Genomic DNA, 21,061 nt, shown 5'->3' with positions numbered 1-21,061 from the left:
ACTGGAAAGGAAGTCTATTCCCGTTTTCTAAAGAATGATTTTTTTTCTTTTGGAGATTTCTCATCCTTGGAAGGAGATCCCATGATTCTGGCAATAATACTCCATGTATGAGATTTCTCCAGCATCAACTTCATGATAACAGAGAGAGGGACAGAGAGGAGCATTCCCGGAATCCCCCAAATAACACCCCAGAAAACAAGACCAAATAGGACTGTCACAGTGTTCAAACGCAGTCTGTTTCCCATAATGCGGGGGTCTAGAAAATTTCCGATAATCATCTGGTTAGCCCCAAGAAATAACAACAAAATAAGGACTTGTTTGTAACTGTCAAATAAGATAAGTCCCATGATTGTGGGTAGTAAGGTGGCAATTATGGAACCGATGCTTGGTATGAAATTGAGAACAAAAGTTAGGAATCCCCAGAAAAATGCAAATTTTAATCCCAGGATGGTGCAAACAAACCATGTAATCGTACCGGTCACTAGGCTTAGGATCGTTTTTATCAACATGTAAGTGGAAACATTTTTTTGTATCTTTTCATAATCTTCCAATAAAGATTCATTCTCTCCTCCCACATATTTTAAAAACGTTTGATAGCGGCTCATTCCCGGCAAAAGAAACAAAAAATAGAGGGTAAACATCAAGAATGATGATCCGAAGCTACTGGCCCCTCTAAAAAAGCCGCTGGCGGCGGTGGTTATTACATTCCTGTTTAAGAGAGTGTTCATCCCTTCCTGCAGTGTTTCCAAATCCAGGTTGAGATATGGAAGAGATGTCAGAATGCCGGCAATGGAAAGGAATTTATTTTTAAGCTGATTGATGAGAAAGTCCTGCTGACCGAGGATTTCATTGATGGTAGATATAAAAATATTTGCGACGACCAGAATCACGGCGACAGTAAATATGGCAATGAAGGTGACAATGAGACCTGTAGGGATTTTTTTCTTTTCCAGAAACAAAACGATAGGAAGGTATAAAATACTCAACAGCAAAGCCATCACCAGAGGAAGCATGATTCCAGCCAAACTCTTCATTAAGAACAATCCGGCAACGAGGACAAGCATCAAAAGCAAGTTTCTAATAAAGAACAGCTCCTTATGGAGATCCATAGTTTTTACCCCTTAGGCAGATATTATAGTGATTTTCATTAAAATTGACACAAAATAACAGATCATAAAATAATGTTGAGATTGTATCACACAATACGATTCATTCAATCAGAATCGATGTTCCAGGGACTTTCATCTGGAGGGTTTTGTAGCCTTGAAAGCAATCTTTCCGGAATAGATTCCTGGTCAGAGCCTTGCTGAACAAGGTAGGATCGCTGAAAATAGTGATAGGCTTTCTCATGATCGCCAAGTTTTTCATATATCAGGCCTAGTCCATATAAATCCTGGGCAATACCTGGTGTATTCTCAATAAATTTGTCTTTTTCCAATGCAGAATACATAGAGAGGATTGCCTCGTCTTCCCGATTACTGAGAGAAAGAATGGAGGCAAGGATATAGTAATCACTGGCTAGTTCTGAAATATAATTTCCTTTTTGATCCAGTTTCAACGCCTTATTCATGGCTTCAAGGGCCAGATCATATTCTTTTAATGCCTTGAGAATGGCCCCGCGCACTCTCCAAACCTCACCGGCTTCTTCGCTTTTAATAGTCTTCATATCCTTTAAAACCATATCATTCCATTGAAGTGCAGATTCTGGACTGTCATTAAAGAGCAGCCATTCTGTCTTTCTATTCTGAACAAGCAATGCAAGCTCGGGAGGTACGGAATCGTCCAGGAGGTAAAAAGCCTGGTCCAGATAGACTCTGGCCTGTTCTGAATCATTGAGTCTGTCACTGGATCTGCTCATATGAATCAGAGAACGGACCATTCCCTCTATCCAATCCACCGATGAAGAGAGGGTAAAAGCCTTCCCATATAAGTGGAGAGCCGATTCAAAATTTGCCCAGGTATAATCATTGTGTCCTCTTTTAAGGTACAATGCAGCTTGTTCTTTCTGGGTGTTTACATTCTGAGCCCGCTCTTCCTTTGGCATGGAAGAACAGGAATTTAAGAGTAGAAACAGAATACAGAGCCATTGATATTTTATTTTCATTCCTAAAACTCCTCATCCCGTAAGGTGCCATGTTCATAGCTGGCCTCTGTCTCTTCTGTGATGCCCTTCCTCAGGAGTGGGTTGTTACTCAATCCCTCGAGTACCTTTTTGCCTTCCCTGATGGCCCCTGTGGTCTCATCCAGAACTGAATTTAATTCCGGTGTAATTCCCTTGAGATCATTTGTCATTGAAGACAGATTTGCCAGGTTTGTATGGATTTCACCAAGAATTCCATCAATATGATCATAGAGTTGATTATTGTCGTTAAGGATTGTGTCGAAGGATCCGCTGGGATCCAGCAATTTGGGAACCATTCCTGTTGGGTCTTCCAGGGATGACATGAGAATACTCAAAGAGGAGGTCATCTTCTGAACCTCTATGAGTATGGATTCAACAGCCGGTAGGATCGTATTGATTTCTTCGGTGGTACCCTCTAAATTGACGAGCATTCCCCCTAAGGGTCCACTCTGATTTCCCGCAAGGGCACTTTCGATCTGTTCCAGAATCCCTGTCATGGACAAAATCATATTATCCACACCGCTGAGGATGGGATTTATATTTTCCATGATCGCCGAGATGGCATCTTCGCCTCCGGGGATATCCGCCTTACCGCTGGTTAAGAGCTCCTTCCCTTCCCTGGATTGATTCGATGGAATATAGCTGAACTCCTCCAGAAGTTCTTCATATGCCAAACCGGGATAAAAATTGAGTCCCCCTCCCAGTCCTAAGGGATTCGACGCTAGCTCTAAAACAGAATCCTTTGTAACTTTGTCAATGTAGGTATCGTAGATGATGAGAGTCACATCAACTTTATTCTGATCATTCAAGGTGATTCGTTTAATTTTTCCAATTTCAAATCCACGGAGCTTTAGGGGCATTCCGACACTGAGTCCGGTAGCACTGAAAAAACGGGAGTAATACTCATAGTCCCGGGCAAACCAACGGCGGTTTATACTCGTTACAATCAAAGAAGAGCTGATAAAAACAACGGCAACGAGGATAAAGAGTCCAACAAATTTATCAGCATGCCTGAATCCGAATTTCATATTATTCTTCCTATATTAACTAGGGTTGGTTTCTAAAATAGGATCAACCGTATCTTTTTGTTCAGTTGACCGATCTTCCATAAAATTGAGCCAATGCTCGTTTTGGGAGTTCATGCAGGCTTCTTTTGAACCACTTAATTCAACCTTGCCGTCTCTCATAAACACGAAATGATCTCCCAGAGAATTTGCCAAAGTAATGTCATGAGTCACCATTAAGATTGTTTTCCCCTCATTTTTAAATTTGAACAGAGCTTTAATAAGCTGTAGGGCTCCTCTCCTATCAATAAAAGATGTGGGCTCATCAAAAAAGAGTATATCAGGTTTTGAAATGACCGCTCGTAAATAGGAGATAATCTTTCTCTCTCCCGCTGATAGTCCTGCAGGTCTGGTATTCTTATCCGAAAGCATATCGAATTCCAGCAAACTTTTATCAACAATTCTATTGACCTCAGACGATGTGTATTCAGGATTGGAAACAACCAGGGGAAGGCTCAAATTCTGTTGAATATTCATATTGGCCCACAGGGCGCCATCCTGGAACATAAAGCCCGTGTACTGCTGCAATTTGGCATACTCTTTATGATTCAATTTATATAGAGATTTATCTCCGTACAGGACCTGCCCGCTGCTGATAGGGGTCAAACCTGCGGCAATTTTTAATACAGTAGATTTACCACTGCCCGAACCACCTAAAATAACGGTGACAGATGAAGGGGCAAACTCCAAAGAGACAGATTCGAGGATGCATTCCTGTCCGTCATTGAGGCATATATTATCCAGAATTATGGGCACTGTATTCCAATTCAATAGGGACTCCTATAAACGTGTAACTATGACAAGAATCGCATCGGCAAGGATACAAAGAATAATACTCGTACCGATGGATTTTATCGTCTTTTGAGGGACTTCTGTTACCGCTCTATTAACACTAAAACCATAATAAATGGAAACGGATGCAATAATAAAACCAAAAACAAAGCTTTTTATAATTGCTGAAAGAATATCAGCCGGAGTCAAAGCGTTGATCAGATGGATCAAATAATCCTGAAATGGAATATCATGGATAAAGGATGCCACCAGGTATGAGCCCATCAAACCAAAAAGATTGAAATAAATATTTAAAAATAACATGGCTAAAATGACGCCATACAGCCTGGGAACGCCCAAATAGGATACGGGATGAATGCCCACGGACATATAGGCTTCCATCTCGTGGGAGATGACCATATTCCCCAGTTCTGTGGTAATAGCACTTCCCGATCGTGCTGTGATTATAAAGGCAGTCAGCATGGGACCTAATTCCCGTGTTATGACCAATATCAGAATGGTATACATAAGATCGCTCTGGCCGAATTTAGGCAGCAGTGCGACTCCCTGGACAATGATAACCGCCCCTATACCGAGGGAGATGAGGGCAATCACTGACAGGGCCTCAACGCCCGTAAAATAGATTTGCATGATCAATACATTGAAGCCCACTCTTTTAGTCCATGGGAAATGAACAGTTTCTTTGAGTAAGAAAAGAAAAAAATTAAAAGCATAAGCACTGCCTTTCACTTTTTCCCGCAGCCATCGTCCCATTGATTCGATCATGGATATATCTTAATAATAATTATGCGGACCTGCAACAAGGATAAAATCATAATTTTTTAGCTCGCTAAAAAAATATAATCCATCTATTATGACTTATGGCTCACTCAGCTCATTCCGGAAATGTCCGTTCTGCATTCATAATATTACTCTACCTCCTGATCCAGAATATGTATTGTTTTGCTGAGGAATCTTCCAACAGATTATTTCGAATTGCGCAGGTTAAGTACAGCATTGAAGGGAAAACCAAAATTTCCGCCTTAGAAAAAGATCTGTCTTGGGATCTTGACCGTATATTTTCTTCGGTGTATCAACTAGACGCCTACCTCCAGAAACAGCGGCAACAACTGATCAATAAAAAAGTATTTAAATCGGTTCTCACAAACTACCATGTGGTGAACTCTGAAGGCCTAATCTTGGATATCGAGGTCATTGTCGATCTTGAAGACTCATGGACGATGATTCCATTACCTATTTATACCTACGATAATAATCTGGGACTGATCATGGGATTGGGCATGGACTATAAAAATGTAGGCGGCACCCTCAGTGATTTTGATTTTTCAAGTTATTATTCAGATACCAAATCCGAAATTACAGGAAATTGGACGGACTTCCGTATTGGGTCGCATCTTTATGATTTTCGTTTTAATCAGCTGTGGGAGACTGTCAAATCTACTGATTCCAACGGAAACATAGACCTAGAATACAGCTACATTCAATCGGAAATCCGAATGAGTATCGAGATTCCAATCATTCCCTGGCTTAATTATTCGGCAAGGCCCATTCTAAGATGGCCCTATAGTTATAGTTTTATGACCAATACTACCGGAGAAAGCAACAGCTCCTTTAGCAGGTCCGGATTGAATCCTGCTTATAACCACATTATTGAATGGGACAGGGTTAACTGGATTGGCTCTCTTAGACAGGGAATCAATGCCAGTATTGAAAACGAACTTGAATATTCCACCCAGAATAATCAAGTGATTTTATGGTTGGACGGCAATTTTAAGACATACATTTACACTCCAATTATCAGTTACAATTTAAGAGTCTCTTCTTTCTACTATTATAATGATTTTAAGATTAATGCCGCCGACCGGCTCAGAGGGGTGCTGGATTATAAATTAAGTGGAGAATATGGATTCTTTCTCAATCAGAATTTTCCTTTTAATGTTGTTTCCATGGATAAAATTGGCGATTTACAACTTTCTCCCTTTATAGATATAGGATATGTAGGTGAATTGGCCCAGGATTTCACCAAAAAGGATATACAATACACAACGGGGCTATCAATTATTGTGTTTCCTGCCCTCTTACCCAGCATCTCCCTCAACATAGATACCGGTATAAATCTGCAGGATACAAGCGAAACAGAAATATCCATTAGTTCAACACTCTATTTCTGACTCCTTAAGGGTTTATCAGGATTGACTTTTTAAGGGACTGTATATATAGTTTTCAAGGTTAAAATATGTTATTTCTATCTATGAATCATAGATGAAAACTGTGACAACATTAACGATGATTTATTAAAGAACAGAAACAGGTATGGGTTAATCATACTATCAGTTAAGGAGAATTTATGTCTAAAGCTCATAGAGGTCAGGGAATCAGAGAACTCATCAAAAGTGGAAGAGGAACATGTCCTCTTTGCAAGAGAACAGCCATCAAGGTTGTATTTGAGCAGGAATTTGATGGAAAACAAGTTACTATTTGCAAGCAGTGTAAATCTGCTGTTGCCAAAGGCAAGATGAAAGAAGCAATCGCCGCTCTTTAATCCAAATGTAAAGTATAAAACCCTGCCATTGCAGGGTTTTTTTTATGGGAGAATAACAATCATGTCATCTTCAATCCTTCTAATGATCATTTTAGCCCTCTTTATTGCCGAGTTCATTGTTTCATGGTTTCTCAGCATCATGAATCTAAACTGTACTATCCAGAATCGTACAAAAATACCAGAGGCTTTCAGCGGGACAATCACTCCAGAAACCTATGAGAAATCTGTGAGCTATACCCTCGTGAAGGGACGATTCTCCCTCCTGTCGTCTTCAGTATCCTTTGTGTTCCTCTTGCTCATTGTCATGAGCGGATTCCCGGGAAGACTTGAAAATTTCATGCTGAACTTCCTGCCCGAGGGAACACTCTTCAGCATCCTATACATAATGGTCTTCTCCATCATTTTTTCACTTCCCTCTATTCCTTTAAATTTATACTCCCAATTTGTCATTGAGGAGGAGTTTGGTTTCAATAAAACAAGCCTGTCCCTTTATCTGAGTGATACTCTCAAACAGCTGATTCTCACTCCCTTTCTGGTCATACCCCTTTTATGGGGACTATTCTTTTTTATGGACAAATCAGGAGCCTTCTGGTGGATCTATGCCTCAGCATTCATCATCGTTTTTCAATTGTTTATTCTGCTACTGTATCCTGTGCTAATCGCTCCGCTTTTTAATAAATTCAAGCCCCTTGAGGATGGCCCCCTGAAAACCAGACTCCTTGGCTTAGCCGAAAGAACAGGATTTGATACGAGGGGAATTTATGTCATGGATGGCAGCCGCCGATCGGGCCACAGCAATGCCTATTTTACGGGTCTTGGAAAATTTCGAAGGATTGTTTTGTTCGACACTCTCATAGAATCTCTTAGCGAAGATCAGCTAGAGGCTGTTCTGGCTCATGAAATTGGGCATAACAGATTGAAACATATCCCCAAACGACTCTTAGTTAGTGTATTAAGCCTCACTGGTATTTTGTTCATCACCAGCCTCTGCTTAAACTGGGAAGCTTTATTTCAGGCTTTTGCATTCTCAGGACAGGGATATCATTCAATTCTTGTGATTCTGATGTTCTGCTCTACTCCCTTTTCATTCTTTTTATCTCCCTTGAGCCATTTCTGGTCCAGGAAACATGAATATGAGGCCGACGCCTATGCCTGCAAAGCCGTTCAAAACAATGAGAGTCTAGCCCAGGCCCTGCTCATGCTCAGCAGTGAAAACCTGTCTAATTTGACTCCCCATAAGCTGTACAGCACCTTTCACTATGGCCATCCAGTTTTGTCAGAGAGGCTAGAAGCCATTGGAAAAGCAGAGATTTAAAGCTTGAAAAATAACTTATAGTACAGAAGTCCCCAGTATTCATGCAGAGCAGTTGCACTGTTCCGCATGGATACCATCTTGGGGAGAAAATCATACCAATTTAGGGAGGTGTCTTCCCGGCGGTAGTCCACTGGATAAATATCCACAATGGTAAAACCGGCTTCTTCAAAGCAGAGGATGCTCCGTTTCATATGAAAAGAGGATGTGATCAGTATTATGGCCCTTTTATCCGTCATTTCTGCAGTAAACAGGGCATTTTCATAGGTATTACGACTCTTTTCTTCCAGTTGAAATTGATCGGCCTTCAGGCCTGCACGTTGAAGCAAAACTCCGGCAGCATCGGCTTCTGTGGCTGACTCTTCCCCTTTTAGTACACTCCCTCCCGTAAACAAGAGAGGAAGGCCTGTTGCTTCATGAACTAAAAGCCCTTCTAGTAAGCGGGCACTGCTGATAGATGACAGCCTGCTTTGTAACTGCCCCAGTCCATCAGAGTGTAAAGTATTTCCTCCCCCCAGAACGACAATGAGCTCGGGTGCCTTAGACTCCATCCTGTTCATCACTTCCTTTTGGAATTGGTCTGTATGGCTTTCAAGAGGGCTTATAAGAGAATCGGAGACAGGCCGTATAGACAGCAGATAAAATATGATGAATAGAAGGGCAAATTGTATTGAGAGAATGGATCCGGTGATTTTTATTCTTTTGTGGTTCAAGATAAGCAAGAGGAAACCAAGGACTATGAGACTACCCGGTGGCAGAATCATAGTCCCCAATAGTTTGGATAGGAAGAACATCAGGGAATGAGCTTCCGGCATTCAAGATAGTATCTTTTTTCTTCCGCGTCTCCAATTGAAAATGTCTTGCGAGGCATGGGGCCGATGGTGTTGATAAACTGGAAAAATGTTTTTTTATTGACTCCAGCCAGATAAAAACCAATATTCCCCTGCTGTTCGCCAAGATTTTGAAGAACAGAATCCCCATGGATATAATCAATCTCCGAACATTTTTCGAGCTTTAACCAGGGATCGAGGAAGGAATGAAAGGCCTCTGATGCCAGCGCAGCCTTTTGATCTTCAATCTCCAAAATGGCATATCCCTCGGCAGAGATCATCCCCAGAGCAAACTTTCCGGAAATATCAAATTGATTTACCTTGGTCACGAGCTTATCAAATGTATCTATTTTTTGAATCTTTGTGCCTGGGTATGCGAGAAAATCAGCTTTAAAATCAGTGGTTGAACAATCAAAAAGGACCCTGTGTATCGGTTCAAAACGGACTCCGGGATCATGAATATTTTCCAGTTCAACTAAGGCGTATCGTGCGGGATGATGTAAGTCTCCACCTTCACTCTTGATCTTGTTCCAAAGCTGTTTGGCTGCCGCCAGAGAGTGATTGCCGTCACCTACGGCAAAAAGGAATTCAGATTGAGAATTGAGGTCATTGAAAATTTGAGAAAGGGATTCAAGATCATCGGGGTTTGAAACCATTGATCCCTTGAGATGACCCGCATTATCGGCCAGATCAAAGTCATATACAGTTTGAAAAGAATCTCTCTTTTGTTCGAGATAATTGAATAGTTTAAATTCAGAATCATCCATAAGAACGAGGATATGGGGAATATCCAGGGCTGCATTCTTTCTTATTTCCGCTCTCACCGGTAATCTTTCAAGAACGGTTCCCTCTGTGGGTCTTATCTGAGCGTTTGCCCCTTCTTCATAGCTGTAGGCTTCCAGGTCGAGGGCCACGACCAGTCCTTTCCTGCTAGAAGCACAGGGGGTAGATCTCTCAAGATAGATAAAGCCGTACCCGGCACTTTCGAGAGTTCCATCGGAAAGATAGTCCAACATCTTCTGATTGATTTGAGGAACCCTTGTTTCTGACTCATTCAGATAGCATTCAGGCAGAATCAAATTAAATGTACTGGCTTTCCCTGCTGTTTGACTTGTAATTTTATCCCAGTATGAAATATCAGAGGAAAACTGATCACAGGCAACAACCGACCAATCCTCCAATGAGACAGATTTATTTGGCAGTAATACCTCGGGGATGGCAATCCCGCATTTTTCAAGTGTTTCTTTGTAATTCATTAATTTTCCTTGATAATTTATTGAAGGTAGGGAACTTTGAGGTTGAACCCCTTATAGACAACAAAGGTCTCTATGGCTTCAATGCTCTCAATCCTTGATAACTCATTTTTAAGGAATTTAAGCATTTGGTGATCTCCTGCGAGTTCTACTGTCACAATCAGATCAAAGCGACCGGTCACAACAGAAACAGAAATAACATCCTTGAGACGGCTGATTTCTTCTCCCTTGGCTATATAATCCATAGAACTCGTACGGATTCCAATCATTATGATCTGAAGATTTTCGATCTCATCCGGATTAACAAACCCACTGATTTCCAAAATGCCCTGTTCTTCCATTCTACGGACTCTGGAACGGATTGTATTTTCTGTCACATCCAGGGTTTCGGCAATCAGTTTATAAGATTTACGTCCATCCCGCAGTTCTCTCAGTATTCCTTTGTTAAGATCATCCATTTAGAACTCCACTGATCAGGGAGCCCGGAGGCTCCCTTTGAATTAGGATTTTGCTTTCTGAAACTCTTGCATAAATTCTACAAGAGCGACAACATCCGAGAGAGGCAATGAGTTGTAAATAGAGGCTCGACATCCACCGACTGAGACATGTCCCTTCAAACCAACCATCTGCTTAGCTTTTGCCTGGGCAACAAATTCTTTTTCAAGTTCTTCGTTTGCCATGGTAAAAACCACATTCATGTCTGATCTTACAGAAACATCCACGGGTGATTTATAAAAACCATTACTCTTATCCATGACATCATAAATCAATTTAGATTTTTCCTTGTTTCTCTTCTCTACTTCCTTAAGACCGCCTTCTGCCTTAACTTTTTCGAGAACGAGACTCATGGCATAGATTGAAAAGACTGGAGGTGTATTGTAAAGAGATTCTTTTTCGGCATGAACCTTATAATCCAGGAAGGCCGTCATATTGGGATTGCATTTTTCAAGCATATCATCCCGTATAATCACAACGGCAAAACCACTGGGACCAAGATTTTTCTGAGCACCGGCATAGATCATTCCAAACTTCTCAAAGGGGATGGGACGACTCATGATGTCACTGGACATATCACAGATGATGGGAACATCTCCTGTGTCGGGCCAGTCTTTCCATTGGATTCCACCGATGGTTTCGTTGGATGTGATATGGAAATAGCTTGAGCCTGGGCTGGCTTTTAAAGTAGAAGGATCGGGAAGACGAGTATAAGAATTGTCTTTTCCATCATAGACAACATTGACGTTGCCCACTTTTTTAGCATCGGCATAGGCTTTCTTTGACCATGTTCCGGTCAATGTGAAATCACAGGTTTTGCCGCCACTGAGAAAGTTCAGAGGGATCATTGAAAATTGAAGAGTGGCTCCGCCTCCGATAAAGAGTATTTTGAAGTTGTCTGGAACACCAAAAATCTCCCGGACTAAATTCATAGCATTTTTGTGCACCTGACCGTATTCTGCAGATCTGTGACTGGTTTCAATCAGTGAAAGACCTGATCCCTTGTAATCGACCATATCTTTCTGAATCTCTTCCAGAACTGACACGGGAAGTACTGAGGGACCAGCATAAAAATTTTTTGCATGACTCATGTTTAAACTCCTTTTCTATTATTACTTAAAACCGGAAACCGGTCAAAATTGATGTATTACCAATGGTCAAAGGAAACAACCCGATTCATAGGCAACCTGATTTCCTTGTCGGAATTTTCTACTGCCTTTCCGATTAATAACATCATCACGACTTTCATGGAATAGGGAATTGTTAGTAAATTTTTAACTTCATCCTCTTGATATGTCGTGATCACGGCAGAGTTGAGTTTCTCATGTTCTGCCTGAATCATCATAAATGAAACAGCAAAGCTCAAATCCATGGGATATGAAAGTTCCCCATTAGGCATCCGATACCCAATATTCGTAGTGCAGACGGCAATGACCACGGGAGCCTCGGAAAAACGTTCGTCCCCATAGGCACTCTGTTTTAACTGCTCCTTGATTTCTGGATCAGTTAAAACAATAAAACGCCAGGGTTGCCTGTTTTTGGCCGAGGGAGCCAGACGGCCCGCATTGAGAATCCTCTCAAGAGTCTCATCGGGGATAGGAATGTTCTGGAATGAACGGCTTGTCATTCTGTTTTTAATTTCGGGAAGAATTTCCATGTTCACAATAATAACATATTTGTTAAAAAAAAATAAACTTTATTGACGGCATGCTATAGTTTTTCCTATTCTTGGATCATGTTTCGTACCATCTTCTTCCTGACTTTACTGGCAGTTTATCCATTCACCCTCTTTTCTCAGGAGGATATCACCAGTGAACAAGAGAAAGTCTTCAGAGAAAACTACTCTTTTATTGTGGCTAATAATATGAGAGTAGAAGGCTCCAAAGATGAAAAAGCAGTTTTTTCTTTCATAGAAGATTTTGTTGTTTCGAGGAATTTGGACTACGAATATCAGGAATTATCAGGCTTTGAAGATTCTCATTCATTCTCTAAAAATCTTGTTGTTACCATTCCCGGTGTTAGAAAGGAACAGCTCATAATCGCAGCAGCCGTGGATGGTCCCCTAGAATCATCGGGAGAGATGAGTAGCCTCGCTCTCAACCCGGCCCTGGCTCTTACTTTTATAGATGAATGGTCAGAAGAAATACCAGAGTTAACTCTCATCTTCCTGTTTACAAGTGCGGACCATCTTGAAAGAGGATATCTAGGATCCTCTTCTTTCTTAATTAACCATTCCTTCAAAGCAGAATCGGCCCTGCTTTACCTGTCATTGGATGAGAATCAGAGCATGCCTGAAATCTACGGAAGTACTCCCGGGAAGAATGCACCGGGTTGGCTGATGGAAGATATTAAAAATTCATTGGTCCAAGCCGGACTTGAATATTGCATAGACAGTACGGCTCTCTTGATTAACAGAGCGGGTTTAACCACAAAAGAGCTCCCCATTTCAAAATTCCTTGAAGAAGATATTCCAGCAGCAGCACTGATCAGCAGCAATAAAAGCGGTCCCGACATTGAAAATGTATCCGCCCAATATATGGATTTTTTACATAATTTCATAAACAGGTATAGCCAGGGATATCCAGACAACTGGGAATCCAATTACCTCTACATTGGCTTCAATCAGAGCCATACATTCTATTTTTCAGAGATTAATTTGATTTATCTCTATCTTCTCCTTATCAGCCTGGCGTTAATCCTTCCCCTTTTTCAACAAAGGAGCATCTATCTCAATTACAAACGATTCAGACATCAGCTCTGGACCGTCCCTGTGATGATATATCTGAGTTTTATATTTTTTATGATTTCGACCCTTCTCATTGAAGAAATGATGTCACTCCGTTCTCAAACCGGAATATACCTGCAGTACCCTTTCTATTTCTTTTTACTCAAGGCCATTACGGTTCTTTTTTTATCATCCCTCTTTTTAAATATGTTACGGGGACTCCCCTTTCCCAAAAACCCTCATTTCTATTCCTATTTTGCTTTTGTCATTTCATTTATAAACCTGATGGCTGTCTCTCTATTCAACATCACCTTCACACCCATAATGTTGATCAGCCTAATATTTGTTTTTCTTTTTGTTATTTCCAGGGGGAAGACAAATAAAAAAACCTTTATGATTCTCTCTATACTCCCGCAATTTCTCGTCCTAGTTTTTTTATTCAGCCGTGATTATACAACCGTATACGACTTTTCAATACTATCGAGGATCAAGGGGAATTGGGTCCTCACCTTTATGACCATACCTTTGATTTGCATGATTTCCAGTTTGGGTTTTTATCATCATCATTACGACAGAAGCCGGCAGGAATTGAAAACAGCCCTGCTGACATTCTTTCTGGCACTGACCACCGCAATAATGGTTTATTTTTCATTTCAACTGGAACCCTACAGTACGAGGTTTAGACAACAGGTGATCTTAACTGACAAAATGAATATGGATACTCAAATAAGAGAGGTGCTCTTGAGCAGTACTGACTCAATAGGTTCGGGGTTGTTACGATTTAATGAAAGAACCATCCCCTTTGATAACGTAGAGAATGAGATGAGAATACAGGGAGATATTGATGGTCTTCCTCTCCAAGTTACCGTGGAAACTGATGTGTTCCTGGATAGAAGGATCATCGATTTAACAATAACAACCGAAATGGATCCAGAGCAGATTCAGTTGGAAATCCATTCTGATACGGCCCTTGTCCTCTATGATTGTCCCTTCCCCTACGACATACAGCCGGATTTGAAGTCCATTCAGATCCATATTGGCCTGAATCCGCCTGTGCCCTTGAATATTCCTCTTATCTTTTCCAAAGACTCAAGCCCGGATATCCACATCACAGCACTAAAAGGAGAATCATCTTATAAGCTTGACCTGGATCAGGAGCAGATTGAAGTTAAGAGTGTTACAATCATTGAAAAGACAATTCCCTTCACAAACAGTACGGGAGATTCAATAATCGGAAATATATAGGCCTCTTTTAATTTTTCTTGTGGGTGTCTTTTCAAAGGGGGTTTTTTGAATTTCAAATTTTGTAAGCCTGGATGACAGGGGAAGCTTACGGTTAATATCTTTGATTAAATCGTCCATATCCTTCTGAAACTGACTGTTCTGGCTGTCTCCTGCATATTGGCTAAAAAAGAGATCTTGATCGGGATACACCAAAGCCTTCAACTGCTGATCTTCAAGAAAAACAATGGACTCTTCTATGAGGAGGGTCGATGAGAGTAAAATCTCAATGACTTCAGGGTATATATTTTCACCGGAGCTACCGATGATGACATTTTTGCTGCGCCCCTTGATGTACAAAAATCCGTCGTCATCCAAAATGCCGCGATCGCCTGTTTTAAACCATCCATCGGAAGAAAAGACCTCTGCGGTCTCATCTTCTTTACCATAATAGCCCTTCATGACCTGAGGGCCGGTGACTTCAATGTCCCCTATTCCCGAGGCATCACGATGGGTGATTCTTATCTTCGTATTCCTCACGGCCTTACCGACAGAACCAAACCTCGATTCTTTGAGGGTTGAGAAGGTTAATAGAGGAGAAGTCTCACTCAAACCATAGCCAAGAAGATAGGGAATTTTTGCATCCCTCATAAAGGTTTCTACTTGCTCGCTGAAATTAGCCCCTCCAATGATGATGCATTTGATATGCCCCCCGAAATAATTCATCACCGACTTTCCAGCTACTTTATAAAATCCTTTTCTAAGAAGAGGTGAAAATTGGATAGCCTTCTTGAGGAATTTCTTGGATTCAATGACGGGCACAATTTTCTTTTGGAAAATCTTTTCAAAAATGAGAGGAACACCTCCCAATATGGTGGGTTTCACTTTTTTAAAGACGGTCTGTAAGTATTCAGGAGTTGGTTTTCGCTTTAAAAAACAAATTCTAGGCCCTTTATACATGGTAGAGAGGAAGGCCGAGGTAGAGCCAAAGGAATGAGCGAGAGGCAGCAGAGACATCAAGATGGCATTTTCATCGAAGCACTCATCAATGAGATCCGTTCCTTCATAGAGATTTGTAACGAGATTGTTGTGTGTTAGCATGACAGCTTTTGAAAATCCGGTTGTCCCTGAAGTATAAAGGAGTTCTGCCACATCCTCCGGTTCTGTTGCATAACAGCCTTGATCATCTGCTTCCAATGTCAGATAAGCGCAGTGATCGGTAAAAGGAGTGAGGGATGACTCATCGTGGTGAAGTGTCAATTCATTTAAGACTGCAAAGTCATCCATGGAGAGGAGAATTTTATCACTCAATGAAGAAAGCCGGTTTTTTTCCACATAGGATGGAGCCAGTATGGCCGCAACGCAGTTAGAATCCTCGATGATATGATTGATATCATTGTCTGGAAAATCCTCCATAATGGGAACAACGACAAAACCGGCAGACATAACCGACATAAAAGAGATAGCCCAGTTGGGTGACGCTGGCCCCAGCAAAACAACCGAATCGGCTTTTTTAAGCCCCAGGGAAACTAATTTTTTCCTCAGCTCCGTGACTTTTTGTCCATACTCTGCATAGCTGATTGGTTCATCATCCACAAAGTATAAAAAAGGACGTTTTTCGTATTTTCTAATGACTTCTTTATGAAATTCATTGATTGTATTTTTTTTAAGATTGAAAGGCATAGTTTCTCCTCAGCATAATCAGAGTTATTGTATAATTATTTCTTTGATTCATCAACGTTAATTATTCGGCTTATTTTTAGTAAATTCTGGTTTCCTAACTTGATAATCCATATTTAGTGTGATAAATTCATTTTCAGTTAAATTAAGCACATCATATGGCGCCCCACATATAGGGGTGGCGGAGAATATGTATGAAATGTCCCCTTTGTGAAAATCTGGATGATAAGGTAATTGAGTCTCGCCAAAATATCAGTGGAACATCTATAAGACGCCGGAGAGAGTGTTCATCCTGCGGCTATCGTTTCACCTCTTATGAAAAAGTTGAGGAGATTCCCCTCATGGTTGTCAAAAAAGACAACACAAGGCAGCCCTTTGATCTTAAGAAGCTGGAAAGAGGAATTCAAAGGGCCGTTGAGAAGAGACCCATTTCACAGATGATGGTAGACAGCATGCTCCATGGTATTGAGGATGAAGCCAATCTGAAGGGAAAATCCAGTCATGAAATCAATTCTATTGAACTGGGTGAAATGGTCATGACACAGTTATTTGAAATGGACAAAGTAGCCTATGTGCGCTTTGCATCTGTGTATAGACATTTTGAAAATGTAGAAGAATTTGTGAAGATAATAGATACCCTGAAGGGTTAATGCAAAATGAATCCTTGTGGAGGGGATAATGGAATTAAAGAATGACTGGAGAGTGTTTCTGGGAGACGAGGCTAAGAGTCAGTCTCCGGCAGAAACGGTTATACAGCGTGTCGTTAAGAGAGATGGCAGGGTCGTTCCCTATAACAGATCAAGGATTAAAGAGGCTATATCCAAGGCCGTTGAAGCCGTACACGGCAAGGACGAAGAACTCAGTAATAAGCTGACAAAGCATGTAGAAGCTAACCTGATCGTTTTCATGTCTGATAGGCATCCTAATTCTGCACCGGCTGTTGAAGAAATACAGGATACGGTTGAGAAAGTCCTGATTGAATACAATGAGGTGGATATTGCCAGAGCCTATATCCTTTATAGGGCCAGACATGAAGCCATTCGTGATACAAAAAAGCTGATGCTGAATATCAACGAAACCATGGATGGTTACCTTTCTCAATCAGACTGGAGAGTCAACGAGAATGCCAATGTCAATTTTTCTCTAGGCGGTCTCATCCTTCATAACTCCGGAACAATCACAGCCAACTACTGGCTCAAAAATATTTACTCCCGGGAAGTTGCCGAGGCTCATCGCAGCGGAGCGATGCACATCCACGATTTGTCCATGTTTAGCGGTTATTGCGCCGGTTGGTCTATCCGACAGCTGATTACTGAAGGACTGGGAGGAGTCAGTGAAAAGATTACATCCCGCCCTGCAGGGCATCTTTCTACTCTGATTTTTCAAATTGTCAATTTTTTGGGGATCATGCAAAACGAGTGGGCCGGAGCTCAGGCACTCTCCAGCTTTGATACTTATCTTGCCCCTTTTGTGAAAACCGACAACTTAGCCTACAAAGATGTGAAACAGTGCATTCAAAGTTTTATCTTTGGAGTGAATACACCCTCAAGATGGGGGTCTCAGGCCCCTTTCACCAATATCACCCTGGACTGGACGGTCCCAGGAGACTTGAAAGACAGAAAAGCCATTGTCGGTGGGTCAGAACAGGATTTTACCTACGGTGATTGCGTTGAAGAGATGGGCATGATCAATAAGGCCTTTATCGAACTGATGATCCAGGGAGATGCCAATGGCAGAGGCTTTGCCTACCCTATACCCACTTACAACGTAACTCGTGATTTTGACTGGGAGAGTGAAAATGCAAAGCTCCTCTTTGAAATGACCTCCCGATACGGAACACCCTACTTTCAAAATTTCATCAATTCCGACCTGAATCCGGAAGATGTGCGCTCCATGTGCTGCAGACTTCAGCTGGATAAACGGGAACTGAGGAAACGGGGAGGCGGATTGTTTGGGTCTGATGAGTTTACAGGATCTATTGGTGTGGTCACCATCAATATGGCCCGTATCGGGTATTTGTCTTCCAGCAGATCAGCATTTTATGAAAACCTCAACCACATGATGGATCTGGCTAAAGAATCTCTTGTGGTTAAACGTAAGGTTGTGAACAGACTCCTGGATGCCGGTCTTTTTCCCTACACAAAACGCTACCTTTCTCATCTGAATAATCATTTTTCAACCATTGGCCTTGTGGGAATGAATGAGTGTCTACTCAATTTCATGGGGCAGACCATCACAGACTCAGATGCCCATGATTTTGCCGCAGAGATATTAGATCATATGCGCCAGCGCTTATCCGATTATCAGGAAAAAACAGGAGACCTCTTTAACCTGGAAGCAACCCCTGCAGAAAGCACGAGTTACAGGCTGGCAAAACATGATAAAAAACATTATCCGGAGATTCTGACTTCCGGATCCGATGAAAGTCCCTACTATACGAACTCAACACAACTGCCTGTGGATTACTCTCAGGACATATTTGAGGCCCTTGATTTACAGGATGACCTCCAGACCAGATATACGGGAGGGACTGTGTTTCATGGTTTCCTGGGTGAAGCCATTCATGATTGGAAGGCCTGCCGTGAATTGGTTAAGGCCATAGCCAGTAACTACCGCCTCCCCTATTTTACAATTTCACCAACCTTTTCAATTTGTAAAACTCATGGCTACATCAGAGGAGAACACTATCAGTGTCCACTGTGCCGTGAAGAAGAACAAAATAAGATCAAAATGAAGATAGAGCAACTAGAAAATGAAAAAGCCAAAATTTTGGCTCAGGGAGGACTCTGATGGAAAATAGAATTAAAGAGATTGAGAGTGAAATCTCGGATTTGAAGAAAAAAATGAATAAAGTGGAAGGATCCACAACTGAGGTCTACTCAAGGATCGTTGGATATTACAGATCTGTAAAGAACTGGAATTTGGGTAAGAAAGAAGAGTATAAAATCAGAGTACCCTTTACCAAAATAGACTCAAAAACGACAGAACCCATCCTCAAAGAGGTTTCTCCAGCAACAGAGCCAGTTGTAGGAAGCCCTCTCAGGATTGCCAAATACAATTACTTTTATAGAAGCAGCTGCCCCAATTGTCCAGCCATGAAAGATGTTCTTGATAAGATTTCCATATCCGGAGAGACTTTTAATGTTGATATAGAAAAAGGTTTGGAAGAAGCCTCAAAAAATCTTGTATTTTCGGCTCCCACGGTAATTTTTAGATCTGCCGAAGGCAGTGAGGTCTTTAGAACCGGGAATCCATCGGAAGTGTTGTCCCTTTTTAATCTGGAATCTGTCACAGCCTGATAAAATGCATTTGCCACATTCTGTCGGACTGCAAAAAACGACACTCATCGATTATCCGGGAAAAGTTGCCTCTGTTCTCTTTTTCCCGGGTTGTAATATGAGATGTTCCTATTGTCACAATCCCGACCTGGTTCTTGGTCGAACCGAAGGATTGATCAACAGGGATGAAGTAATTCAATTTTTGAACAACAGGGCTCCTCTCCTGGGAGGGGTAGTATTATCCGGAGGGGAGCCGCTTTTATACAGAGATTTGAAATATTTTATAAGTGAAATCAGGGAAAATGGTGATTTTTCAATCAAGTTGGATACCAACGGACTTCGCTTTGACAGCTTAAAAGAACTCCTGGAATCTAAAAATCCACCAGATTTTATAGCCATGGACATCAAATCTGCCCTGTCTTCATATGACAGGTTTTTTATTGATCAAAATGAAATTAAAAATATTCAGAAATCAATTGATTTGATACTAGACTCGAAAATTCCATCCCAGTTTAGAACCACAGTCCATCCTGATTTTATCGATGTTTCTATGATTGATGAAATTGCCCATATGATTAGAGGTTGCACGTCCTATGTTCTAAATGGATTCAGACCGGGGAACTGTCTGGAACCCAGCTTTAACAGCCACCAGGAGACATCAAGTCAGTTTTTGAAGGACTTGCAGAAGGGAATGCTGGATCAGGACATTCCCTGTACAATCAATATCAATTGAGAACCGCTGTAATTCTTTCCAGAACTTTTTTACGGTCAAGGGGTTTTACAATATAGTTTTTTGCACCCGCTATGAGTGCTTTTTTGACCAGATCCTGCTTTCCCAGGGCACTGATCATAACAATATTGGCCTTGGGATCAAAGGTTATGATTTTTTCAAGAGCGGTGACACCATCCATCTTAGGCATGGTAATATCCAGAGTCACAATATCAACACCTGGAAATAATTCCTTGTACTTTTCGATGCCTTCCACACCATCACCAGCCTGACCAACAACTTCAAAGCCTTCTGATGTCAAGATCTGACTGATCTGTTTTCTTACGAATATAGAATCATCAATAATTAAAGCCTTATAGGGGGTTCCATCCGGACTGAGACCATCGGGACGTTTATCATTGATAGTAGGGAAATCAGCATTAGCTTTCATTCTGAGCCTCCTGCTAAAAAGTATTTTTACAATATATTTTTTATAATGTCATCGGTTGTATAGACCCAAATATTGAGTTAATACAATCTGATATGATCATAGTCTATCACTTTCTTTAAAAAAACTATACCTCACTGTTTAATTATTATAGTATCAAATACAGGAGAAACTCCAATGAAAGATGAAACAATTATTCAGGATAGTCCTGTAGGCAGGCGTCTTCGTAAAATAGGTCAAAAAAATATTCGCTGTCTTTTATTTAATGGAAAAGAGATCAAAGTTACCAGTAAAATGACGATTGGACGGGACAAACAGAATGATTTTGTCATTGATGACGGCATGGTTTCTCGTTTTCATCTAGAAATTCAGCAGATTCGACACAGTTACTTTGTCAAAGACAGAAACAGCAGTAATGGTACATGGATCAATGGTAAAAGAATCTCCGGTGGTAAATATATAAAGCTGAAACCTGGAGATACCTTGCGTGTAGGCAGTAGAATCGAAATGACTATGATCTGATTCTTTACATCCTCAGCCCAAAAGTATATTTTTATCTCATGAATCCGAAAAAATAAGGTTCTGCAAAT

General features: G+C 41.1%; 21 protein-coding genes. 9 read left to right on the top strand and 12 right to left on the bottom strand.

Going from position 1 to position 21,061, the window contains the following annotated elements; translation table 11 throughout:
* Positions 1 to 14: 14 nt before the first annotated feature.
* From EXM22_RS04975 to EXM22_RS04955, 5 genes are all read right to left on the bottom strand, one after another.
* Positions 15 to 1,109, bottom strand: a complete 1,095-nt coding sequence (locus tag EXM22_RS04975; protein WP_149485454.1) for an AI-2E family transporter — start codon at positions 1,107 to 1,109, stop codon at positions 15 to 17.
* A 104-nt stretch (positions 1,110 to 1,213) separates the two neighbouring features.
* Complete coding sequence (locus EXM22_RS04970) at positions 1,214 to 2,104, bottom strand: tetratricopeptide repeat protein (protein ID WP_149485453.1); 891 nt, start codon at positions 2,102 to 2,104, stop codon at positions 1,214 to 1,216.
* A gap of 2 nt (positions 2,105 to 2,106) precedes the next feature.
* Complete coding sequence (locus tag EXM22_RS04965) at positions 2,107 to 3,150, bottom strand: MlaD family protein (RefSeq protein ID WP_149485452.1); 1,044 nt, start codon at positions 3,148 to 3,150, stop codon at positions 2,107 to 2,109.
* Between the two features lie 15 nt (positions 3,151 to 3,165).
* Positions 3,166 to 3,957, bottom strand: coding sequence for an ATP-binding cassette domain-containing protein (locus tag EXM22_RS04960; protein ID WP_149485451.1), 792 nt, complete (start codon positions 3,955 to 3,957; stop codon positions 3,166 to 3,168).
* 9 nt (positions 3,958 to 3,966) lie between these two features.
* A complete protein-coding gene (locus EXM22_RS04955; RefSeq protein ID WP_149485450.1) occupies positions 3,967 to 4,743 on the bottom strand; it encodes an ABC transporter permease in 777 nt (258 codons plus the stop codon).
* Between the two features lie 95 nt (positions 4,744 to 4,838).
* Here EXM22_RS04955 and EXM22_RS04950 point away from each other — a divergent pair, with 95 nt between their 5' ends.
* The 3 genes from EXM22_RS04950 to EXM22_RS04940 all read left to right on the top strand — a co-directional run bounded on the left by EXM22_RS04950 (position 4,839) and on the right by EXM22_RS04940 (position 7,835).
* Positions 4,839 to 6,149, top strand: a complete 1,311-nt coding sequence (locus EXM22_RS04950) for a BamA/TamA family outer membrane protein (protein ID WP_149485449.1) — start codon at positions 4,839 to 4,841, stop codon at positions 6,147 to 6,149.
* A 176-nt stretch (positions 6,150 to 6,325) separates the two neighbouring features.
* Entirely contained in the window at positions 6,326 to 6,520 is a 195-nt protein-coding gene (locus EXM22_RS04945; RefSeq protein WP_149485448.1) for a hypothetical protein, read from the top strand.
* A 61-nt stretch (positions 6,521 to 6,581) separates the two neighbouring features.
* A complete protein-coding gene (locus tag EXM22_RS04940; RefSeq protein WP_149485447.1) occupies positions 6,582 to 7,835 on the top strand; it encodes a M48 family metallopeptidase in 1,254 nt (417 codons plus the stop codon).
* Here EXM22_RS04940 and EXM22_RS04935 read toward each other — a convergent pair.
* Genes EXM22_RS04935 through EXM22_RS04915 form a run of 5 tightly spaced genes read right to left on the bottom strand, consistent with a single transcriptional unit; the run spans position 7,832 to position 12,067 of the window.
* Complete coding sequence (locus EXM22_RS04935) at positions 7,832 to 8,647, bottom strand: YdcF family protein (protein ID WP_149485446.1); 816 nt, start codon at positions 8,645 to 8,647, stop codon at positions 7,832 to 7,834. The two genes, EXM22_RS04940 and EXM22_RS04935, sit on opposite strands and share 4 nt — an antisense overlap.
* Positions 8,626 to 9,918, bottom strand: a complete 1,293-nt coding sequence (locus tag EXM22_RS04930; protein WP_149485445.1) for a DUF1015 domain-containing protein — start codon at positions 9,916 to 9,918, stop codon at positions 8,626 to 8,628. Before EXM22_RS04930 ends, EXM22_RS04935 begins: the two co-directional genes overlap by 22 nt.
* Before the next feature lie 17 nt (positions 9,919 to 9,935).
* Positions 9,936 to 10,373: an Lrp/AsnC family transcriptional regulator gene (locus tag EXM22_RS04925; RefSeq protein ID WP_149485444.1), complete on the bottom strand. Its 438-nt coding sequence runs from the start codon at positions 10,371 to 10,373 to the stop codon at positions 9,936 to 9,938.
* Between the two features lie 42 nt (positions 10,374 to 10,415).
* Positions 10,416 to 11,501, bottom strand: a complete 1,086-nt coding sequence (gene serC, locus EXM22_RS04920; protein WP_149485443.1) for a phosphoserine transaminase — start codon at positions 11,499 to 11,501, stop codon at positions 10,416 to 10,418.
* Positions 11,502 to 11,557: 56 nt separating this feature from the next.
* Positions 11,558 to 12,067 (bottom strand): nitroreductase family protein, encoded by a 510-nt coding sequence (locus EXM22_RS04915; protein WP_149487931.1) that lies wholly within the window; start codon positions 12,065 to 12,067, stop codon positions 11,558 to 11,560.
* Positions 12,068 to 12,145: 78 nt separating this feature from the next.
* On the opposite strand from EXM22_RS04915, the gene EXM22_RS04910 reads away from it, so the two are divergent.
* Positions 12,146 to 14,380, top strand: coding sequence for a zinc-binding metallopeptidase family protein (locus tag EXM22_RS04910; protein WP_149485442.1), 2,235 nt, complete (start codon positions 12,146 to 12,148; stop codon positions 14,378 to 14,380).
* Here EXM22_RS04910 and EXM22_RS04905 read toward each other — a convergent pair.
* On the bottom strand, positions 14,360 to 16,039 hold the full coding sequence (locus tag EXM22_RS04905) for an AMP-binding protein (protein ID WP_149485441.1): 1,680 nt from the start codon (positions 16,037 to 16,039) through the stop codon (positions 14,360 to 14,362). The genes EXM22_RS04910 and EXM22_RS04905 overlap by 21 nt on opposite strands.
* A 191-nt stretch (positions 16,040 to 16,230) precedes the next feature.
* Between EXM22_RS04905 and nrdR the strand changes: the two genes are divergently transcribed.
* From nrdR to EXM22_RS04885, 4 genes are read left to right on the top strand one after another with little or no spacing between them, the layout of a single operon-like run.
* Entirely contained in the window at positions 16,231 to 16,686 is a 456-nt protein-coding gene (gene nrdR / locus EXM22_RS04900; protein ID WP_149485440.1) for a transcriptional regulator NrdR, read from the top strand.
* Between the two features lie 28 nt (positions 16,687 to 16,714).
* Positions 16,715 to 18,826: a ribonucleoside triphosphate reductase gene (locus EXM22_RS04895; RefSeq protein ID WP_149485439.1), complete on the top strand. Its 2,112-nt coding sequence runs from the start codon at positions 16,715 to 16,717 to the stop codon at positions 18,824 to 18,826.
* The gene (locus EXM22_RS04890; protein ID WP_149485438.1) at positions 18,826 to 19,335 is read left to right on the top strand and encodes a thioredoxin family protein; all 510 of its coding nucleotides are present in this window, start codon (positions 18,826 to 18,828) and stop codon (positions 19,333 to 19,335) included. Before EXM22_RS04895 ends, EXM22_RS04890 begins: the two co-directional genes overlap by 1 nt.
* A 4-nt stretch (positions 19,336 to 19,339) precedes the next feature.
* Complete coding sequence (locus tag EXM22_RS04885) at positions 19,340 to 20,047, top strand: anaerobic ribonucleoside-triphosphate reductase activating protein (RefSeq protein ID WP_149485437.1); 708 nt, start codon at positions 19,340 to 19,342, stop codon at positions 20,045 to 20,047.
* On the opposite strand, the gene EXM22_RS04880 is transcribed toward EXM22_RS04885, so the two are convergent.
* Positions 20,040 to 20,474 (bottom strand): response regulator, encoded by a 435-nt coding sequence (locus EXM22_RS04880; RefSeq protein WP_149485436.1) that lies wholly within the window; start codon positions 20,472 to 20,474, stop codon positions 20,040 to 20,042. The two genes, EXM22_RS04885 and EXM22_RS04880, sit on opposite strands and share 8 nt — an antisense overlap.
* A gap of 174 nt (positions 20,475 to 20,648) precedes the next feature.
* Here EXM22_RS04880 and EXM22_RS04875 point away from each other — a divergent pair, with 174 nt between their 5' ends.
* Positions 20,649 to 20,993: an FHA domain-containing protein gene (locus tag EXM22_RS04875; RefSeq protein ID WP_149485435.1), complete on the top strand. Its 345-nt coding sequence runs from the start codon at positions 20,649 to 20,651 to the stop codon at positions 20,991 to 20,993.
* Positions 20,994 to 21,061 lie beyond the last annotated feature (68 nt).

The organism is Oceanispirochaeta crateris, from assembly GCF_008329965.1.
GTDB classification, from domain to species: domain Bacteria; phylum Spirochaetota; class Spirochaetia; order DSM-2461; family DSM-2461; genus Oceanispirochaeta; species Oceanispirochaeta crateris.
The sequence above is the reverse complement of the archived record's forward strand: the minus strand, read 5'-3'. Positions and strand labels throughout refer to the sequence as shown.